The organism is Chryseobacterium populi (assembly GCF_000282115.1).
Lineage (GTDB): Bacteria > Bacteroidota > Bacteroidia > Flavobacteriales > Weeksellaceae > Chryseobacterium > Chryseobacterium populi.
The window spans coordinates 1-15822 of the sequence record NZ_AKJY01000013.1; the positions used below are offsets into that span (position 1 = coordinate 1).

Annotated in this window: 18 protein-coding genes, 2 tRNA genes and 1 pseudogene; 11 read left to right on the top strand and 10 right to left on the bottom strand. The window is 36.6% G+C overall.

Annotated features, from left to right (window positions below; all coding sequences use genetic code 11):
• Together PMI13_RS21715 and PMI13_RS04225 are read left to right on the top strand one after the other, a co-directional pair.
• A pseudogene (locus PMI13_RS21715) lies at positions 1-168 on the top strand (nucleoside recognition domain-containing protein); the annotation flags it as partial.
• 164 nt (positions 169-332) lie between these two features.
• Positions 333-725 (top strand): hypothetical protein, encoded by a 393-nt coding sequence (locus tag PMI13_RS04225; protein ID WP_007841021.1) that lies wholly within the window; start codon positions 333-335, stop codon positions 723-725.
• Positions 726-743: 18 nt separating this feature from the next.
• Here PMI13_RS04225 and PMI13_RS04230 read toward each other — a convergent pair whose 3' ends face one another.
• From PMI13_RS04230 to PMI13_RS04245, 4 genes are all read right to left on the bottom strand, one after another.
• Entirely contained in the window at positions 744-1625 is an 882-nt protein-coding gene (locus PMI13_RS04230; RefSeq protein WP_007841023.1) for a hypothetical protein, read from the bottom strand.
• A gap of 29 nt (positions 1626-1654) precedes the next feature.
• On the bottom strand, positions 1655-2053 hold the full coding sequence (locus PMI13_RS04235) for an ExbD/TolR family protein (protein WP_007841024.1): 399 nt from the start codon (positions 2051-2053) through the stop codon (positions 1655-1657).
• A 9-nt stretch (positions 2054-2062) separates the two neighbouring features.
• Positions 2063-2767, bottom strand: coding sequence for a MotA/TolQ/ExbB proton channel family protein (locus tag PMI13_RS04240; RefSeq protein ID WP_007841025.1), 705 nt, complete (start codon positions 2765-2767; stop codon positions 2063-2065).
• A gap of 176 nt (positions 2768-2943) precedes the next feature.
• Positions 2944-3405, bottom strand: a complete 462-nt coding sequence (locus PMI13_RS04245) for a hypothetical protein (protein ID WP_007841027.1) — start codon at positions 3403-3405, stop codon at positions 2944-2946.
• Positions 3406-3574: 169 nt separating this feature from the next.
• Between PMI13_RS04245 and PMI13_RS04250 the strand changes: the two genes are divergently transcribed.
• The 3 genes from PMI13_RS04250 to PMI13_RS04260 are packed head-to-tail and all read left to right on the top strand — an operon-like array spanning position 3575 to position 7054.
• Positions 3575-5371 carry a DUF885 domain-containing protein gene (locus tag PMI13_RS04250; protein WP_007841029.1) on the top strand — a complete coding sequence of 599 codons (1797 nt, stop codon included), beginning with the start codon at positions 3575-3577 and terminating at the stop codon, positions 5369-5371.
• 41 nt (positions 5372-5412) lie between these two features.
• Entirely contained in the window at positions 5413-6603 is a 1191-nt protein-coding gene (locus tag PMI13_RS04255; protein ID WP_007841036.1) for a S41 family peptidase, read from the top strand.
• Positions 6604-6607: 4 nt separating this feature from the next.
• Positions 6608-7054: a DUF1572 family protein gene (locus tag PMI13_RS04260; RefSeq protein WP_007841038.1), complete on the top strand. Its 447-nt coding sequence runs from the start codon at positions 6608-6610 to the stop codon at positions 7052-7054.
• Positions 7055-7154: 100 nt separating this feature from the next.
• Here PMI13_RS04260 and PMI13_RS04265 read toward each other — a convergent pair whose 3' ends face one another.
• A complete protein-coding gene (locus tag PMI13_RS04265) occupies positions 7155-7775 on the bottom strand; it encodes an endonuclease III domain-containing protein (RefSeq protein WP_007841039.1) in 621 nt (206 codons plus the stop codon).
• A 32-nt stretch (positions 7776-7807) separates the two neighbouring features.
• Here PMI13_RS04265 and bcp point away from each other — a divergent pair, with 32 nt between their 5' ends.
• Positions 7808-8257, top strand: a complete 450-nt coding sequence (gene bcp / locus PMI13_RS04270; protein ID WP_007841040.1) for a thioredoxin-dependent thiol peroxidase — start codon at positions 7808-7810, stop codon at positions 8255-8257.
• Between the two features lie 150 nt (positions 8258-8407).
• Here bcp and PMI13_RS04275 read toward each other — a convergent pair whose 3' ends face one another.
• Genes PMI13_RS04275 through PMI13_RS04295 form a run of 5 tightly spaced genes read right to left on the bottom strand, consistent with a single transcriptional unit; the run spans position 8408 to position 12595 of the window.
• Positions 8408-8950 carry a GNAT family N-acetyltransferase gene (locus PMI13_RS04275; RefSeq protein ID WP_007841041.1) on the bottom strand — a complete coding sequence of 181 codons (543 nt, stop codon included), beginning with the start codon at positions 8948-8950 and terminating at the stop codon, positions 8408-8410.
• Positions 8910-9581 carry a hypothetical protein gene (locus PMI13_RS04280; RefSeq protein ID WP_007841042.1) on the bottom strand — a complete coding sequence of 224 codons (672 nt, stop codon included), beginning with the start codon at positions 9579-9581 and terminating at the stop codon, positions 8910-8912. The genes PMI13_RS04275 and PMI13_RS04280 overlap by 41 nt, the downstream gene beginning before the upstream one ends.
• 23 nt (positions 9582-9604) lie before the next feature.
• A complete protein-coding gene (locus PMI13_RS04285) occupies positions 9605-10687 on the bottom strand; it encodes a mannose-1-phosphate guanylyltransferase (protein WP_034669624.1) in 1083 nt (360 codons plus the stop codon).
• A 2-nt stretch (positions 10688-10689) separates the two neighbouring features.
• On the bottom strand, positions 10690-11280 hold the full coding sequence (locus PMI13_RS04290; RefSeq protein WP_007841046.1) for a SprT-like domain-containing protein: 591 nt from the start codon (positions 11278-11280) through the stop codon (positions 10690-10692).
• A 1-nt stretch (position 11281) separates the two neighbouring features.
• Complete coding sequence (locus tag PMI13_RS04295; protein WP_007841047.1) at positions 11282-12595, bottom strand: TolC family protein; 1314 nt, start codon at positions 12593-12595, stop codon at positions 11282-11284.
• 95 nt (positions 12596-12690) lie between these two features.
• Here PMI13_RS04295 and PMI13_RS04300 point away from each other — a divergent pair, with 95 nt between their 5' ends.
• The 5 genes from PMI13_RS04300 (at position 12691) to PMI13_RS04320 (ending at position 15820) form a co-directional block, all read left to right on the top strand.
• The gene (locus PMI13_RS04300) at positions 12691-13938 is read left to right on the top strand and encodes a bifunctional folylpolyglutamate synthase/dihydrofolate synthase (protein WP_007841048.1); all 1248 of its coding nucleotides are present in this window, start codon (positions 12691-12693) and stop codon (positions 13936-13938) included.
• A 42-nt stretch (positions 13939-13980) separates the two neighbouring features.
• Positions 13981-14055 (top strand) — tRNA-Val (locus PMI13_RS04305).
• 34 nt (positions 14056-14089) lie between these two features.
• Positions 14090-14164: transfer RNA gene (locus PMI13_RS04310), tRNA-Val, on the top strand.
• A gap of 145 nt (positions 14165-14309) precedes the next feature.
• Positions 14310-15293, top strand: a complete 984-nt coding sequence (locus PMI13_RS04315) for a hypothetical protein (RefSeq protein WP_007841050.1) — start codon at positions 14310-14312, stop codon at positions 15291-15293.
• A gap of 56 nt (positions 15294-15349) precedes the next feature.
• Positions 15350-15820 carry a DUF4280 domain-containing protein gene (locus tag PMI13_RS04320; RefSeq protein ID WP_007841051.1) on the top strand — a complete coding sequence of 157 codons (471 nt, stop codon included), beginning with the start codon at positions 15350-15352 and terminating at the stop codon, positions 15818-15820.
• The last annotated feature ends 2 nt before the right edge of the window (positions 15821-15822 follow it).

Sequence of the window (15822 nt, forward strand, 5' to 3'; positions counted from 1 at the left end):
CCCCCTGCCGTTCTTCAGGGAAGCTCAGATACTACCTTTTACGTTATTGCAGTTTATTTTGGAGCCGTAGCTGTAAAAAACACCAGATATACGGTAATTGCCATGCTTCTGGCCGATTTCGTGGGGATTATTACCTCAATTGCTCTGGCATATTTGTTTTTTGCTTAATAAATTGCCCGTTAAGCATAAATTGTTGAGAGAAAGCATAAGAAACAACACCAAGGTGGCTGAGGCTCCCGAAGCCACCGCAGCTGAACGGAAATCAGAACAGATCAATGGTGGCTTCGGGAGCCTCAGCCATCCACAATTTTAACATTAAACATCAAACTAATATGATCACAGATAAAGAATTCACATTAAGACTTATTCGTCAATTAACCCAGGCATTGGAAAAACTTATTCTGGATAAGCCTGAAGAAAGTATGATGCAGAAAGAACTGGATTTTGATTCTTTAATGAAAGATATTTTTAAGATTGACTTTACAGAGATTTCTGCAAAAGCGAAGGAAGAGCTTATTGAAATTGTAAACGAAAGACAGGAAAGAGACCACAAAGATTACTATGAAATGCTTGGAAATCTTTTTTATTTTAAAGGAAAGGAAACCAACAATACAGACTTTTTAGATAAGGCAAGAACGTTTTATGAACTGTATCTTCAGGCCAGCGGAATTTTTGCTCTCCCGATTATTAATAGAATCAACGAAATAAAAAAAGCACTTTCATAAGAAGTGCTTTTATGCTTTTTAGAAGGTAATTTTATAGGTTCCGGTGGAAGAGGTACCCGCCTTTTCTGCTTTCACATATTTCTTAACCCATGAAACGGATGTTGAAGCTACACAAGGGTCTGATATTCCGCCTGTCCTTCTTGCAGAAACTACATTTCCGGCTTTATCTACAGTATAGGCGATTGTAATTGACCCGCTTGCCGTACAGCTGTGTTGGGGCTGTGCTCCACCTCTTCCCATCGTTCCAGGGATATATCCTATTAATTTTCTGTCAATCCCTACTTTACTGTCACCATTTCCATCTCCGCCTAAAGGATCTCCTGCATTTCCTATTCCTTCTCCTGTTCCCTGGCTTCCGGCTTTGGTTCCTCTTCCTTTTATTAAGTTACCAATTGCGGCAGTTCCCTTTCCATCTCCGTTTCCGGTTTTGGAATTGGCGGTTGTTGCACCTGCTTTTTTGGTATTTTTAGATGCTGTTGAACTGGTTGCAGCTTTTTTATTTGATTTTGAATCGTCTTTTTTAGGAGCACTGATTTTTGAATTGTTTCCGGTAATTACTTTATCCTTTGTTTCCACTTTTTTGGTTTCAGGCCGTGGATCCGGTTTTATAACGGTTTTTGTTTCTGGAACTTCCATTTCAACAGGCTCCGGTGCAATATCTTCTGTTGCAGCGGCTAAGCTTCCCGGCTGATCTGCCGGTTCCTCAATACCTTTACCATTTCTGTTGTCTCCGAAATTAACCAGCATTGTGGTTACTACTTCCGGATCCTTATCTATTTCAGGCTTAAGCTTATAAAGAAAAACAAAAAGCAAAATAGCAGACCAGATCAGAACAGAAAGTATTCCACTCTTTATCCTGTCCCTGTTTTGCTCGTCTTTATTTACAGTATAACTTTTCATTTTTGAATACTTCTTGCTTTATTACAGCATTATTTATCTTTAACAGTTGCAAGGGCAATATTGAATTTATGCTTTTCGGCAATCTCCATTACATACACAACATATTTATGCATTGTATTTTCATCAGCTCTTATTGTGAAAGATTTATTGGTCTGGTTTGTAAGTTTATCAACAATAGCTTGTTCCAGTTGTGCTTTATCAACCGGATTATCATCCACAAAATATGATCCGTCCGGCTTAATACTTACCGACAAGGGATTAGGAACATTGTTATCAACACCTTCCGCCTTTGGCAGGTTTACATCAATTGCACTCTGATTGGCTGCAGACGATGTAATCATGAAGAAGATTAACATCAACAGGATAACGTCCGTCATTGCTGCCAAACTGAATTCGGGGTTTGCTTTATTTCTTCTCTGAATTTTCATAAGAAAGAATTATAAAGGTTTGTTGATAAGATCTAAAAATTCTCCGGACATATTCTGAGCTCTCAATACAAATTTGTCAATTCTCGTTAAAAGAATATTGTAAAAAAAGTTAGCCGGGATTGCTACCGCTAAACCGACTGCCGTTTGCCCCAAAGCTGTATAAATACCTTCAGACAGTGTTTTCGGTGAAAAAGAGCCTGTTGCATGTGACAAATTAAAGAATGCAATGATCATCCCGATAACCGTTCCCAAAAGTCCCAGCATCGGGGCAATACTTGGTACTACCGCCAGAAGGTTAAGGTTCTTCTCCATATTTGCAACCTCTACCTGAGCCTGGGATTCCATGGCACTTACAATATCAGAAACGGGACGCCCTAATCTTGAGATCCCTTTTTCCAGTATTCTTCCTTCAGGTGAGTTTTGTCTTTTACAGTAATCTGCCGCCGAGTCTATTTTACCTTCCCTGATAAAGTCTTCGATATTATCCATGAAGTTGGAATCAGTTTTTGAAGTAAGCCGTTTGATAAAGAAAAACCTTTCAAAAAACAGATATACGGAAAATATACCAAGCAGTAACACGGTCACCATCACTATTTTAGCGAAAGCTCCTCCGTGGAACATGATTTTCCAAAATGAAAATTCTAAATCTTCTGTAGCTACTGCAGGTGCAGCAATTTGTGCAAATAAAATCTGGGTAAGTTCCGTTAACAGCATTAATGTGAATATTTTATAATGGTTTTAAACGACAAAAATAATGGAATATTATTAATTGTTCTCTTAAAAATTGCTTAAAAACAACTTAAATTTTGTTATTGAATACAAATAGCAAATTTCTTTCCAAAAAAATTTGAAAAGAAATTTATATTCTGAATATAGAAACAAAGACTGAATTAATCTTCGTCTACCTCAATATCGTCCTGGCTGAATTCACATTTAAGTCTGAAAGGAATCGGCTGATCCGAGCCGGTATAGAAATCATCAATAGTTCCTTTCCAGATAACCTGAAGCTCGCCTTCTTCATTTCTTTCAAAAAGAAGTTCATTGTCATAGATATAAGCATCATCATCATCGAACAAATCTACTTCTGTGAAAGTTTCATCATCTGAATCATTAATCTGAATTGTTTTTCCTTCGATCTCACCGCTCTCTATAGGAAAATCGAAAACCTCAAGCGAAAGTTGTGGAAAATTGTACTGTAAAGAATCATCGTCTACATGATCCAAACCGTCATCCGTGATGATTTCAACCTCAAGAAAATGTTGTTGGTTACTGTAAACCGCTTTACAATAAGTATTTCTAATATTGTATTTTAGCGTTTCGTCCGGATGGTAAATTTTTAAAATCCCTTTCATTATTTCTTAAAAAAGAACTGTAATAGTATGATTGTTAAACGTTTTCAGCAAAGATAAAAAATAGATTGAATGTGAAAAATATTTTGAAAATTATTTTTTAAAAATCAACTTTAGCTATCACCCGTTTATCTCAATATTACTTACTTTTGTTTTCATAAAGATTCTGGAAATGAAAAACATTTTATCGAAAAGCATTTTAGGTTTTGGCCTGATGATCAGTCTGGCAGCCTGTAAAAAATCGGATTCCCCTTTAACGAAAGTTACCCCTACCAATTTAGATTCCATTGCTGCCAATTATTATGAGCAGTATCTTAAATTGTATCCGATGGATGCAACTTCTCAGGGCGATTTAAGATATAATGATCAATTGCCCATCAATATTGATAAAGATTTTATTTCAGGAGAAGTTGCCTTTTACAGCTCAGTTCAGAAACAGCTGGACCAGGTGGATTATAAAGGCTTATCTGATGAAGATAAAGTGGTTTATGATGTTCTGGATTATACTTTAAAAGACAGGATTGAAGGCTATGCTTATCATCCGGAATATATTCCTTTTACCCAGTTTGGGGGACTTCCGTTGTCTTTCCCTTTGTATGGAAGCGGACAAGGAAGCCAACCCTTTAAAACAGAAAAGGATTATGCAGACTGGCTGAAAAGAATGGAAAAATTCCCGGATTGGATGGCTGCGGCCGAGGACAATTTCCGGGAAGGAATTAATAATAAAATAGTTCTGCCGAAAAAACTGGTCATCAAAATGATTCCGCAGATGAAATCTGAAGAAATCACTACCGCCGATTTTGAAAAGAATATTTTTTATGGTCCCGTTAAAAACTTTCCAAAAGATTTTACAAAGGAGCAAAAGGATAAATATACAGCCCTTTATAAAGATGCCATCACTAAAAAAATCATTCCGGCTTATACCAAAATGGGATCCTTTTTAGAAAAAGAATATTTGCCGAAAGCGAGAGAAACAGATGGCTACAACAGCCTCCCGAACGGGGATGAGATTTATAGATATTATGCAAAAAGCTGGACAACAACCAATAAATCACCTGAAGAGATCAATAAAACCGGGCTTCAGCAGGTTGCTATGCTTCGTACAGAAATGGAAAAAGTAAAACAGCAGGTTGGCTTTACAGGAACTTTGGAAGAATTTATCAATTTTGTAAAAACAGATCCTAAAGCAATGCCTTATAAGACCTCAAAAGAAGTATTGAATGGCTTTAATGGAATCCTGGCCAAGATCACTCCCAAGCTGAAGACCATGTTCCGTGTGACCCCGAAAACAAAATTTGAAATCAGACAGACAGAAAAATTCAGGGAAGCCAGCGCAAGTGCAGAATATATCCAGGGAACCCCGGATGGGAAAAGACCGGGAATTTTCTATGTTCCGCTTCCTGATCCTTCAAAATTCAATGTAACATCCGGAATGGAATCCCTTTTCCTTCATGAAGCAATTCCGGGACACCATTACCAGGTTTCTCTTCAACAGGAGAATACCAGGTTACCAAAGTTCATGAGGTTCGGCTGGTTTGGAGCTTACGGTGAAGGCTGGGCACATTATTGTGAAACGCTGGGCCCGGAATTCGGATTGTATACAGATCCTTATCAGAAAATGGGGTATTTAAGCGATCAGATGCTGAGAGCCGTAAGGTTGGTGGTTGACACCGGATTACATACCGGAAAAATGACAAGAGAAGAAGCAATAAAATATTTCCTGGGCAATATTTCTTATGACGAGGCCGGAGCCACCGCCGAAGTGGAAAGATACATGGCCATGCCGGGACAGGCTTTGGGCTACAAAATCGGATCTTTGAGAATCCGTGAGCTGAGAGACAAATATCAGAAACAGCTGGGAAATAAATTTAGTCTGGCAAGCTTTCATGATGAAGTATTGAGCCAGGGCTGCCTTCCTTTAGATGTTCTGAACAGGAAGATGGAGCTTTGGGCAAAGAAGCAGAAGTAATTTTCCGAGAAATTCTATCATGACAAACCAATGTATGCAATATGAAAAGTTTAATACAATTAATTTTACCTGTTCTGCTTCTAAGTGCAGGAAATACAATTTTTGCCCAATCTAAATATCAAAAAGATTTTATTGAATTATGGACAGACATAAACAACCATTATGCATATTTAGACCAGCAAAATATTGACTGGAATAAAGTCAGAGAGATTTATGAGCCACAGTCAGCAAAAGTTTCAAATGACTCTGAATTTATTACGTTCCTGGAAAATATTTTAAATGAGCTTTATAATGGGCATACATCACTTAATATTAATTTGAAGACATCAAACAGGCTAATTCCTTCAGGCTTGGATTTGCATATTGAAAAAAAAGGGACTAAATATTTTATCAAAGACTTAAGAAATGGGTTTGGCGCTGATTTGGCGGGTTTGAAAATCGGAATGGAGGTGACCCTTTTCAACGGAAAACCGATTGAAGAGCAGTTAAAAAAATTTCTCCCGAAATTTACAGATAATCCTAATCAAAAAATGTATCAATACAGCATTGATATGCTTTTTGCAGGAACCCATGATACCCAAAGAGAAATCACAATAATCGAAAACGGAAAAGAAAAAACATTTTACCCTATTACTTCTGGCAATAAAAATGAATTGTTGTATACTAAGGTTTTAAATAAAAATACAGCTTATATCAAAATCAATAATTCTTTAGGAAACAACAATTTGATCACTAAATTTGATGAAACGCTCGACAGCTTATTTCAATACAAAAATTTGATTATAGACTTAACAGAAACACCGGGAGGCGGAAATTCAACTGTTGCCAGAGCATTAATGGGAAGATTTACTGATAAACTTCTTCCCTATCAAACTCATGAATTTGATGAGAAAGAATATCAAACCAAAAGACACTGGACAGAATATGTAACACCAAGAAAAGAGATTTATAAAAATAACGTTTATATTCTCGTAGGGCATTGGACAGGAAGCATGGGAGAAGGAATTGCTGTTGGATTTGATGGCATGAAAAGAGCAAAAGTTATCGGAACACCCATGGCAGGTCTGATAGGTGCAGTTTCTAATTTTCAATTAAGTGAAACCAAGATCGGTTTTCAAATTCCAACTGAAAGATTATATCATATTAATGGAATACCAAGAGAAAATTTTATTCCAAAGATTCTGACACAAAACATTGAAGAAACAATCCAAAAAGCTAAAGAAATAAAATAAAATTATGATCACAGAAAACTTAAAGTCCCTGTACAACAGAGACCTGAATAAATTAAAAACAGAAATTGAATCTTACCGGAAAGAAGAAAATATCTGGAAAACAGATCCGAACATTGCTAATTCTGCCGGAAATCTTTGCCTGCATTTAGTGGGTAACCTGAATGCTTTTATTGGCGCAGAGCTTGGCAATACGGGATACATAAGACACCGTGACCTGGAATTTTCATTAAAAGATGTTCCCAGAACAGAGCTGACTGAAAAGATAAACAATACTATAACAATGATTGACTCTACATTAAGTCTGCTAACATCCAAAGACCTGGAAAAAGAATATCCGCTTGTCGTTTTTGAAAATAAAATGTCTACGGGATATTTCCTGATCCATCTAATTAGCCATCTGGATTATCATCTGGGACAGATTAATTATCACAGAAGGCTTTTAGACCTGTAATTATCTATTTTCCTATCTGTTCTCTTTGTTTTTGTAGATAGATGATAAAAGCTGCCATCTTTTGCCGGGCAGAAATCCCTTCAGAAAAGGAAAATTGGGGTTATTTTTCAAACATCATTTTCGTGATAAAGTCTTTATCCCCTTTTCCTCTTGCAGGGGAATATTCTCTTCCATAAAAAATAATCTGAAGATGAAGCTTATTCCATACGTTTTCAGACCAGATTGTTTTCGCATCTTTTTCCGTTTCTACTACATTTTTTCCTGACGTAAGCTTCCATTGAGTCATCAGGCGATGAATATGGGTATCTACGGGAAAAGCAGGAAACCCAAAGCCCTGGCTCATCACTACGGAAGCGGTTTTATGCCCTACTCCAGGTAAGGCTTCCAGCTCTTCATAGGTCTGAGGCACAATTCCGTTATGTTTTTCAAGTAAGAGTTCAGCCATTCTTTTCAGGTTTTTGGCTTTCGTATTGGAAAGTCCGATCTCTTTGATCAGTTCTTTAATTTCTGAAACTTCCAGTTTAGCCATTTTTTCAGGGGTTCCGGCCATTTTAAAAAGGTTTGGGGTAACTTCATTCACCTTTTTATCAGTCGTCTGTGCAGAAAGCGCTACAGCAACCATCAGGGTGAATGGATCAGTATGTGCTAAAGGAATAGGAACTTCGGGATATATTTTTTCTAATTCATGCTGAACGAGTTCGGCTCTTTGCTTTTTTGTCATGTAACCATTAAATTTGAACAAAATTAAACATTATGCTGAAAGTTGGAGACAAATTACCCAAGTTTGAAGGAATAAATCAGGATGGAAAAGCGGTAACCTCATCGGAATTAATTGGGAAAAAATTAGTTATTTTCTTTTACCCACAGGCCAATACTCCGACATGTACTGTGGAAGCCTGTAACCTGAGCGATAATTATTCTCAATTAAAAAAAGCAGGATTTCAGTTATTGGGAATTAGTGGTGATACTGTAAAAAAACAGAAAAATTTTCACAGTAAATTTGCCTTCCCTTATGATCTGATTGCTGATGAAAGCCATGATATCATTGAAAAATTTGGGGTATGGCAGGAGAAAAAAACGTTTGGTAAAACATATATGGGAATTGTAAGAACCACTTTTATTTTTGACGAAAAGGGAGTTTGTACAAGGGTAATTGAAAAAGTGACTTCCAAAACCGCTGCACAACAAATCCTAGAAGGATAATTTAAACACAAACCTCACTGATATTTTTACGAAAGACACAAATCTGTCATTGTGATGTTCGTAAAAATAGTGGTGTTGTGAGTATGAGATTATTTTAAGTATTAGTCAAGAGATTGTTTCACTTTGCCGGCAATGACAGAAACAGTAAAATTATTCTGTTTCATAATACCTGAGCTCCTCATCTTCTCCGGGAAGAGTTACATGATTTTTGAATTTTAATCCTAATTTTTCAATTAATTTCTGGGAAGAAAAATTGTCTTTTGCGGTAATTGCAGAAAGTTTTTTCAGCCCATACTCATCCATCCCGATAGATTTAACCTTTATTGCCGCCTCATAAGCATATCCTTTACCCTCAAATTCTTCCAGAAGAGAAAACCCTATATCTACCACATCCAGACCTTCACGTTCAAAAATTCCTACACCTCCTATTTTCTTATTTTCATCTTTCGTGATTACCATATAATTTCCGAATCCCAGCTTTTCAAATTGTGGAAGGAATTTGTTTTTAATATAGTTTTCGGCATCGGAAACCGTCTTAATATGACGGTCGCCAATATATTGTATAAATTTTGGTCTGTTATAAAGATCAAGAAGAAACTCGCCATCATCTAATGACATCGGGCGAATGATTAATCTTTCTGTTTCGTAGAAATTATTTTCTTTTGGTTGATTTGGCTGGTTTTTTAGGCTCATCTTTTGATTCTTCTTTTTTTTCAATTTTTAAAAGTCTCGGATTATTTTTACACTTTTTATTATAAAGCTCAATATAAGTTCCGTTATCTTTTACATTGGTTATCATCCCGTTGGATTTGCTTACCGTTAAGGTATAATGTGTTTTTTGATACGGGCATTCCTTTGAGGTCAGTTTTCCCAGATCCATATAATAGTTGGATTGGTCTTCATAATAGTTTCCTGCAATATCCTTAAACTCCTCATCTATCATATACCCTTCTATGGTAGCAGCAATTGCCGCTTCCTCTGCATTATCTATTTTTCCGATAAATTTTTTCAGGTTTTCGAAATCCGTAACATAATTCAACTTTCCTCCGGAGGAATAAACAATGTAATAAAAACTGTCTTCATCAGGAAACAGGTCAAACCCAGAAAATTGTGGTGCATAATCCTTTTTTGTCCCGGATATTTTTATTTCCTGGTTTTGTCCATACGTGTTGTAAACCAAAACCCAGAAATCGTTATTATCATTAGGAACTATTCTCTGAAGAATAACTGGAATACCAGAAAATTTCTTCTTCTCCTGCGAATAAGTTAAAATTCCCAAAAACAGAAAAATAAATGCCGAAACCTTGTATGTGAATTTTGTCATCGCCTTATTCTTCAAAAGTATAATTACATAAATTTATCTCCTTTTTTGAAGTTTTTCAAATCAAGAACATAATCTTTTATCAGCTGATCGTTATCCCTCGGGCAAATCAGCAATGCCTTATCAGTATCTACGATAATGTAGTTTTCCAAGCCGTCTATAACAACAGCTTTCTTATTATTTTTAAGGCGGATGATATTTCCTTTTGCATTGTAAGTCAGCACGTGTTTCAGTTTTACAGCATTTTGATTTTCATCCTTTTCCGTATTTTCATAGATGGATGTCCATGTTCCGAGGTCACTCCATCCCAAATCTGAAGGAATGACATAAACATTCTTCGCCTTTTCAAGAATCCCGTTATCGATGGAAATTTTCTGTACTTTCGGATAAATGAGTTCAATACAGCTGTTTTCGCCTTCAGAATTGTATTCACAAGCCATGAAATGCTGCGTCATATCCGGAAGATACATTTCAAATGCCTGATGAATACTTTTTACATTCCAGATAAATATCCCGGCATTCCATAGAAAATCCCCGCTTTCCAGAAAGCTTTGAGCAATCTCGAGAATAGGCTTTTCCGTAAAAGTTTTTACTTTGAAATATTCTGCATTTTTTTTATCAACAAACTGAATATAACCGTATCCGGTGTCAGGCCTTGTCGGCGTAATTCCCAGAGTAACCAGGTAATCATTGCTTTCAGCAAGGTCAAATGCAAGCTGTACTTTTTCAAGAAAAACATCTTCCTTCAATATCAGGTGATCTGCCGGCAAAACAATCATTGTCGCATCCGGATTGATTTCAGCAATTTTATTAGCCATATAAAGGTTACAGGCTGCTGTATTTTTCATCAGGGGTTCCCCGACAATATTATCTTCCGGAATTTCCGGTAACTGCTGATGAGAAAGGCTTACATATTCTTTATTGGTAATAACAAATATATTTTCATTCGGAATGATCTTGCTGATCCGGTCATACGTTTGTTGAATCATTGTACGGCCAACTCCTAAAATATCCTGAAATTGTTTTGGAAATTTCTGTGTGCTCATCGGCCAGAATCTGCTTCCAATCCCTCCGGCCATTATAACACAGTATTTATCTGATATTGACATGTTTAACTACATTTTTCGACCCTTGCCAAAGGTTTGAAAGAATACTTCCTTCCAGTAGCCAGGTTCATACAAAGGTAGTTTTTTTTAATCAGACCTTCTAGAAAATATTTCTCATTTCGATAAATAAAGTAATCTCCTTTTCGCAATTCTTCTATAAATTGTAGTTTATCATCCTGTTTTTCAATGTGGAAATATTTTACAAGGTCCGGGCTGGCCATAAAATTGGCCTTCGGAGATCTGGAAAACTTCACAATAATAGGCCTCAGGTCTTCTTCATATATATCAAGGCTTTCGAGGAGCATTCTCCTGAAGGTATCTTTCCATTCATTCCCATGTGGAGAAATTCTTCTACCATATTTTTCAAAGGCTATCAAGTGAGCCAGCTCATGGGTAAGCACAAAGAAAAAAAGCTGTGGAGCCAGTGTAGAATTAATGGTTATTTCATGGGAATGATCCGGGAGTTTTCTATAATCTCCCAGTTTCGAATTCCTGTTTCTTGTAATTTTTATATGAATATAGTAATCTGAAAACCAGATTTTTAAATATTGAAGTGTATTGGGTGGTAAATATTTTTCTAGAGACTGGATTGACATTTTATAAACTTAACGGAATTCCCGCATAGAAATTCAACAATTTAAGGCTGAAAAGATAGTTATATTTTGCCTGGGCTACAGACCCCTGAGCATTTGCATAATTATTTCTCGCAATATTTACATCAAAAATAGTCGTTCTTCCCGCAGCATAGCTCTTATCTGCAAATTCTAATGAAAGTTTTGTACTTTTTTCTGTTTCTACTGCTGCAAGATAGGCTTCATAATTAGCTTCTACATCAAACTGGGCTTTCTGTACATTTTGTCTTACAACCTGTCTTTGCTGTTCAAAAGAATTTTTAGCGATGCTTTCGTTGATCTTGGATTGTTCTACCTGTAGCTTTGTGATTCCTTTATTGAAGATAGGAATGTTTATAGAAAGCCCGAGCTGCTGCCCGAAGTTATCTTTATACTGTTGGAAAAAAGTTCTTTCATCAGCCACATTCAATAAATTATTATAGAAACTTCCTACTCCCGCGCTGGCTGTTATCGTTGGCCAGAATGCGGTTCTGTTGATCTCTGTTTGTGCTTCGGCAGATTTAATTCGGCTTTCTGCGGCTTTTATCTGTGGCTGGGTGTCATAAGCAGTAGTTAAAACCTCATCTACAGATTTAAGCTGAGGAGCCAACTGGTCAGGAATATCAACATTTTCTACATCAAATTCTTTATAATCTTCCAGTTGTAAAAGCTGAGCCAGCGCAAATAAACTTCTGCCGGTATTAATTTCTGCTGTTTTGAGGTTTTGTTTTTCTCTTGCCAATGCTGCTTCTGCTTCAGCAAGAATAGTCTGGGCTGTCGTACCGACTTCTGTGGTTATCTTTGCCCTGTCAAATTGTTTCTGAGCATTCTCAACGGCACTCTGAGAAATTTTCACAATTTCCCTGTTCAGTAGTGTTGTCAAATATTGTTGGGCAATCTGTAAAGAAATATCGTTTTTTATGGTTTCTATATCGTATTGGCTTGCTTCGACATCAAATTCGGATTTTCTTACTGTTTTTTCCAGCCTTCCGTTGTTATAAACCAAAATATCTGCTCCAAGGTTGGCGCTATTACTGAATCTGTCATTCCGGATACTTCCTGTTCCTAATGAAGCCTGCCCGAAGCTTACATTATTTCCGAGGCTTGCCGATACAGAAGGTAAATATCCTCTTTTAGCAATTTTAAGATTAGAATCCTGAACTTGTTTCGAATATTCATTTTGGATAACCTGAAGATTATGCTTTACAGCATAGTCTACACATTCTCTCAAAGACCACTTTTTCTGGGCATTTATACCCAAATAAGATAATCCCAAAACAATAATCAGAACTTTTTTCATATTACGATTTTACAATATTAGACGAACTAAAGATAAAAAAGTTACAGTTTTGAAAAATTAATATTTTCTTTTTAAAAAACTTTTGAGATTTTTGCATGATGACAACCAAACAATATCAGGAAGCTGTTGAATGGCTTTTCGTTCAGGCTCCCAATTATCAGATTGACGGGGAGAAGGCCTACAAGCCTGGTTTAGATAATATCACAAAACTTTGTGCTTTTTTTGACAACCCTCAGGAAAAGATACAATGCATTCATATCGGAGGCACCAACGGAAAAGGTTCAACAAGCAATATGCTGGCTTCCGTTCTCCAGGAGGCCGGTTATAAAACAGGAATATACAATTCACCCCACCTTATTGATTTTACGGAACGTATAAAGGTTGATGGTAAAAACTGTGATAAGGAATTTGTCTTTAATTTCATCCAAAAGCTTAAAAACTTACCTGAAGATATCAAACCTTCGTTTTTTGAGTTTACCACCATTATGGCTTTTGAATACTTTTATCAGCAGAAGGTAGATTTTGCTATTATCGAAGTCGGTCTGGGCGGGAGGCTGGACTCTACAAACATCATTAAGCCGTTAGTTTCTGCAATCACAAATGTTCAGCTTGATCATCAGAATATCCTGGGAAATACAATTGAAGAGATCGCCGGAGAAAAAGCAGGAATTATTAAAAGCAATATTCCAGTTATTTCTGGCGATGACAACACAGTGGTGAAAAATATCGTTCAGCAGAAAGCAGATAAAGAAAACACCCATTTCATTGATGCCACTTTAATAGAAACTCACCTCGAGTCTGATCTGAAAGGAAATTACCAGCAAAAAAATATAAAAGTGGTTCTGGCCTTAGTGGAAGAATTAAAAAAATTAAATATCACGATCTCTGACAAAAACATAGAAAACGGGTTATTGCATGTACATCATAATACCGGATTTATCGGCCGCTGGTTTGAGTTTTCAAAAACTCCGCTGACGATCTGTGATACTGCACACAATCAGGCCGGATTAGAGTATGTTTTCTCACAGCTTAATTCGATTGATCGTCACAAGCATGTCATCCTGGGATTCGTGAATGATAAAAAAATAGATGAGATGATGGCTTTATTACCTGAAAATTCCGAATTTTATTTTGCAAAGCCGGCTATTCACAGGGGAAGGCATCCTGAGGACTATGAAGATTTGCTGATCAATGCCAAAATTATTTATAAAATTTTCGATTCAGTACAGGAAGCCTATTTATCTGCAAAACAACAATGTACAAATGAAGAAATGATTTTTATTGGGGGCAGCAACTTTGTAGTCGGAGAATTTTTAGAAAAAAATTTGGAGATTTACAGATAAGTCGTATATTTGCACCACTCTAAATGAGAAAATAAGTATAGAGGGTTCTTAGCTCAGTTGGTTCAGAGCATCTGGTTTACACCCAGAGGGTCGGGGGTTCGAATCCCTCAGGACCCACAGAAAAGGAAACGAAACCTTTCAAAAAAAATTCGGGTTCTTAGCTCAGTTGGTTCAGAGCATCTGGTTTACACCCAGAGGGTCGGGGGTTCGAATCCCTCAGGACCCACAGGAGATCTCTCAGGAAACTGGGAGATTTTTCTTTTTTATAAGTTCTTCTATTTTTCAAACTTTCTTTATTTCATTAATTTTTTATAAACAAATCATTAAATTTGATCATTAAACTATGTCGGGAGGCTAAAAATGATATTGTTATGGGCATTCTCATGTCAAAAAATGAAATACTAAGAAGATTAAACGCTCTCAGGATAAAACCTTCGGGATTGAAGCAGAGAAAATACGAGGTATCCGTTAAATATTTTTCCGGAGAAGAGCAGGTTCTCTCAAAAAGAATTGATTACGAAGTAACCACCAATTTAAACCTCGAATACAATAAAGGCATCCTTGAAATCAACAAGGAAAATATCTTTTATGACCAGCATCAGCCTGACCACATCAGTGAAATCCTCGCAAATTCGATATCAAAATCAATCTATCCTCTTCAGACTCATATCAATGAAAAAGGATTAAGCACTAATGAAATTCTTAACCATGAAGAGATCAAAACCCGCTGGACTGAAGAAAAATTAAAAATATCAGATAAATATGATAGTGAATCCTTACACAACTTTTTTCTTGCGGTAGATAATAAGCTTGAAAACAAGCCGGAAGTTGAAAAAAGTCTACAAAACGACTGGTTCTGGAACCTGTTTTTTCATCCTAGATTTATTGATTATGGTGAAGCCCGTAAAACTGAAACAGCACTCTTCCTGTCCGTAATCCCTTATCAGCCACCCATAAGGTTTCCGGGAATTCAGACCATTAATAAGATCCCTACCGATTATCATTCTTTCGTGATTGAATTTGAAAGTTCGGAAAAAACGGCAGATCCCTATTTTATTCCCAAAAAACGGACGGATAAAACATCCTGTTTTATGTCTTTGAAAGTGGTTTTCGACCTTGATCTCTATTATCATTTTCCAATGCACATACGAGCCTATTTTGAAGTTTATTCTAAAGACCGGCAAGGGAACAAAGTTTTTATCAAAAAAATAAATTATACACAATATCAGCAGGAAACAGAAAAATATAAAGGTATGGAACTGGACAAAAACAGTCCTTTTATTACAGGAGGGCTCGTTGTCTCAGAGCCTAATCCGTGGGGATTTTATAAAAACAAATATGAAAATGACTGGTAGAAAACCGATTTGAATAAAAAACACTAATTTTACCCACCACACAAAATTACATTAGTATGTCTCAAAAAGAAAAAGTAGTACAGGGAGCCTTGTGCCAATGTCAGTTTGGTACTACTCCGGACAAATTAAAGGTACTCACACAACAGAAATATTATATCAACGACCTCAATGGCAGCTCAAAATTGGCTGCCACCCATAAAGATATAGGCGCTACTTTTGAAAAAAACACTTTCGGATCCTGTAAAAAAAAGAATAACACCCCATGCAGTGCAGTCGTTACAGAATGGAGCGGTTATTACGAAAAAGAAAAATACTCTCCCCCGGATGGCTATATTTTACTGGAAGACAGTAAGGCAACCTGCCCTATTGGGGGTAAAGACTGTATTTCAATTATCAAAACCGGACAAATCGGGGAGCCATCTCAAAGCAATCTGAAAAATGCCGACAGCGAACTTCAGCCCCATGTAAATCCCGTTGTTGATATGTCAAACTATAATAGTAAAGATCCTTACAAATTCGGATATTAAAT

Bases quoted from the DNA above. Each gene is read 5' to 3' on its own strand.
- PMI13_RS04225 (WP_007841021.1), top strand. From the start codon at position 333: ATGATCACAGATAAAGAATTCACATTAAGACTTATTCGTCAATTAACC.
- PMI13_RS04230 (WP_007841023.1), bottom strand. From the start codon at position 1,625: ATGAAAAGTTATACTGTAAATAAAGACGAGCAAAACAGGGACAGGATA.
- PMI13_RS04235 (WP_007841024.1), bottom strand. From the start codon at position 2,053: ATGAAAATTCAGAGAAGAAATAAAGCAAACCCCGAATTCAGTTTGGCA.
- PMI13_RS04240 (WP_007841025.1), bottom strand. From the start codon at position 2,767: ATGCTGTTAACGGAACTTACCCAGATTTTATTTGCACAAATTGCTGCA.
- PMI13_RS04245 (WP_007841027.1), bottom strand. From the start codon at position 3,405: ATGAAAGGGATTTTAAAAATTTACCATCCGGACGAAACGCTAAAATAC.
- PMI13_RS04250 (WP_007841029.1), top strand. From the start codon at position 3,575: ATGAAAAACATTTTATCGAAAAGCATTTTAGGTTTTGGCCTGATGATC.
- PMI13_RS04255 (WP_007841036.1), top strand. From the start codon at position 5,413: ATGAAAAGTTTAATACAATTAATTTTACCTGTTCTGCTTCTAAGTGCA.
- PMI13_RS04260 (WP_007841038.1), top strand. From the start codon at position 6,608: ATGATCACAGAAAACTTAAAGTCCCTGTACAACAGAGACCTGAATAAA.
- PMI13_RS04265 (WP_007841039.1), bottom strand. From the start codon at position 7,775: ATGACAAAAAAGCAAAGAGCCGAACTCGTTCAGCATGAATTAGAAAAA.
- bcp (WP_007841040.1), top strand. From the start codon at position 7,808: ATGCTGAAAGTTGGAGACAAATTACCCAAGTTTGAAGGAATAAATCAG.
- PMI13_RS04275 (WP_007841041.1), bottom strand. From the start codon at position 8,950: ATGAGCCTAAAAAACCAGCCAAATCAACCAAAAGAAAATAATTTCTAC.
- PMI13_RS04280 (WP_007841042.1), bottom strand. From the start codon at position 9,581: ATGACAAAATTCACATACAAGGTTTCGGCATTTATTTTTCTGTTTTTG.
- PMI13_RS04285 (WP_034669624.1), bottom strand. From the start codon at position 10,687: ATGTCAATATCAGATAAATACTGTGTTATAATGGCCGGAGGGATTGGA.
- PMI13_RS04290 (WP_007841046.1), bottom strand. From the start codon at position 11,280: ATGTCAATCCAGTCTCTAGAAAAATATTTACCACCCAATACACTTCAA.
- PMI13_RS04295 (WP_007841047.1), bottom strand. From the start codon at position 12,595: ATGAAAAAAGTTCTGATTATTGTTTTGGGATTATCTTATTTGGGTATA.
- PMI13_RS04300 (WP_007841048.1), top strand. From the start codon at position 12,691: ATGATGACAACCAAACAATATCAGGAAGCTGTTGAATGGCTTTTCGTT.
- PMI13_RS04315 (WP_007841050.1), top strand. From the start codon at position 14,310: ATGGGCATTCTCATGTCAAAAAATGAAATACTAAGAAGATTAAACGCT.
- PMI13_RS04320 (WP_007841051.1), top strand. From the start codon at position 15,350: ATGTCTCAAAAAGAAAAAGTAGTACAGGGAGCCTTGTGCCAATGTCAG.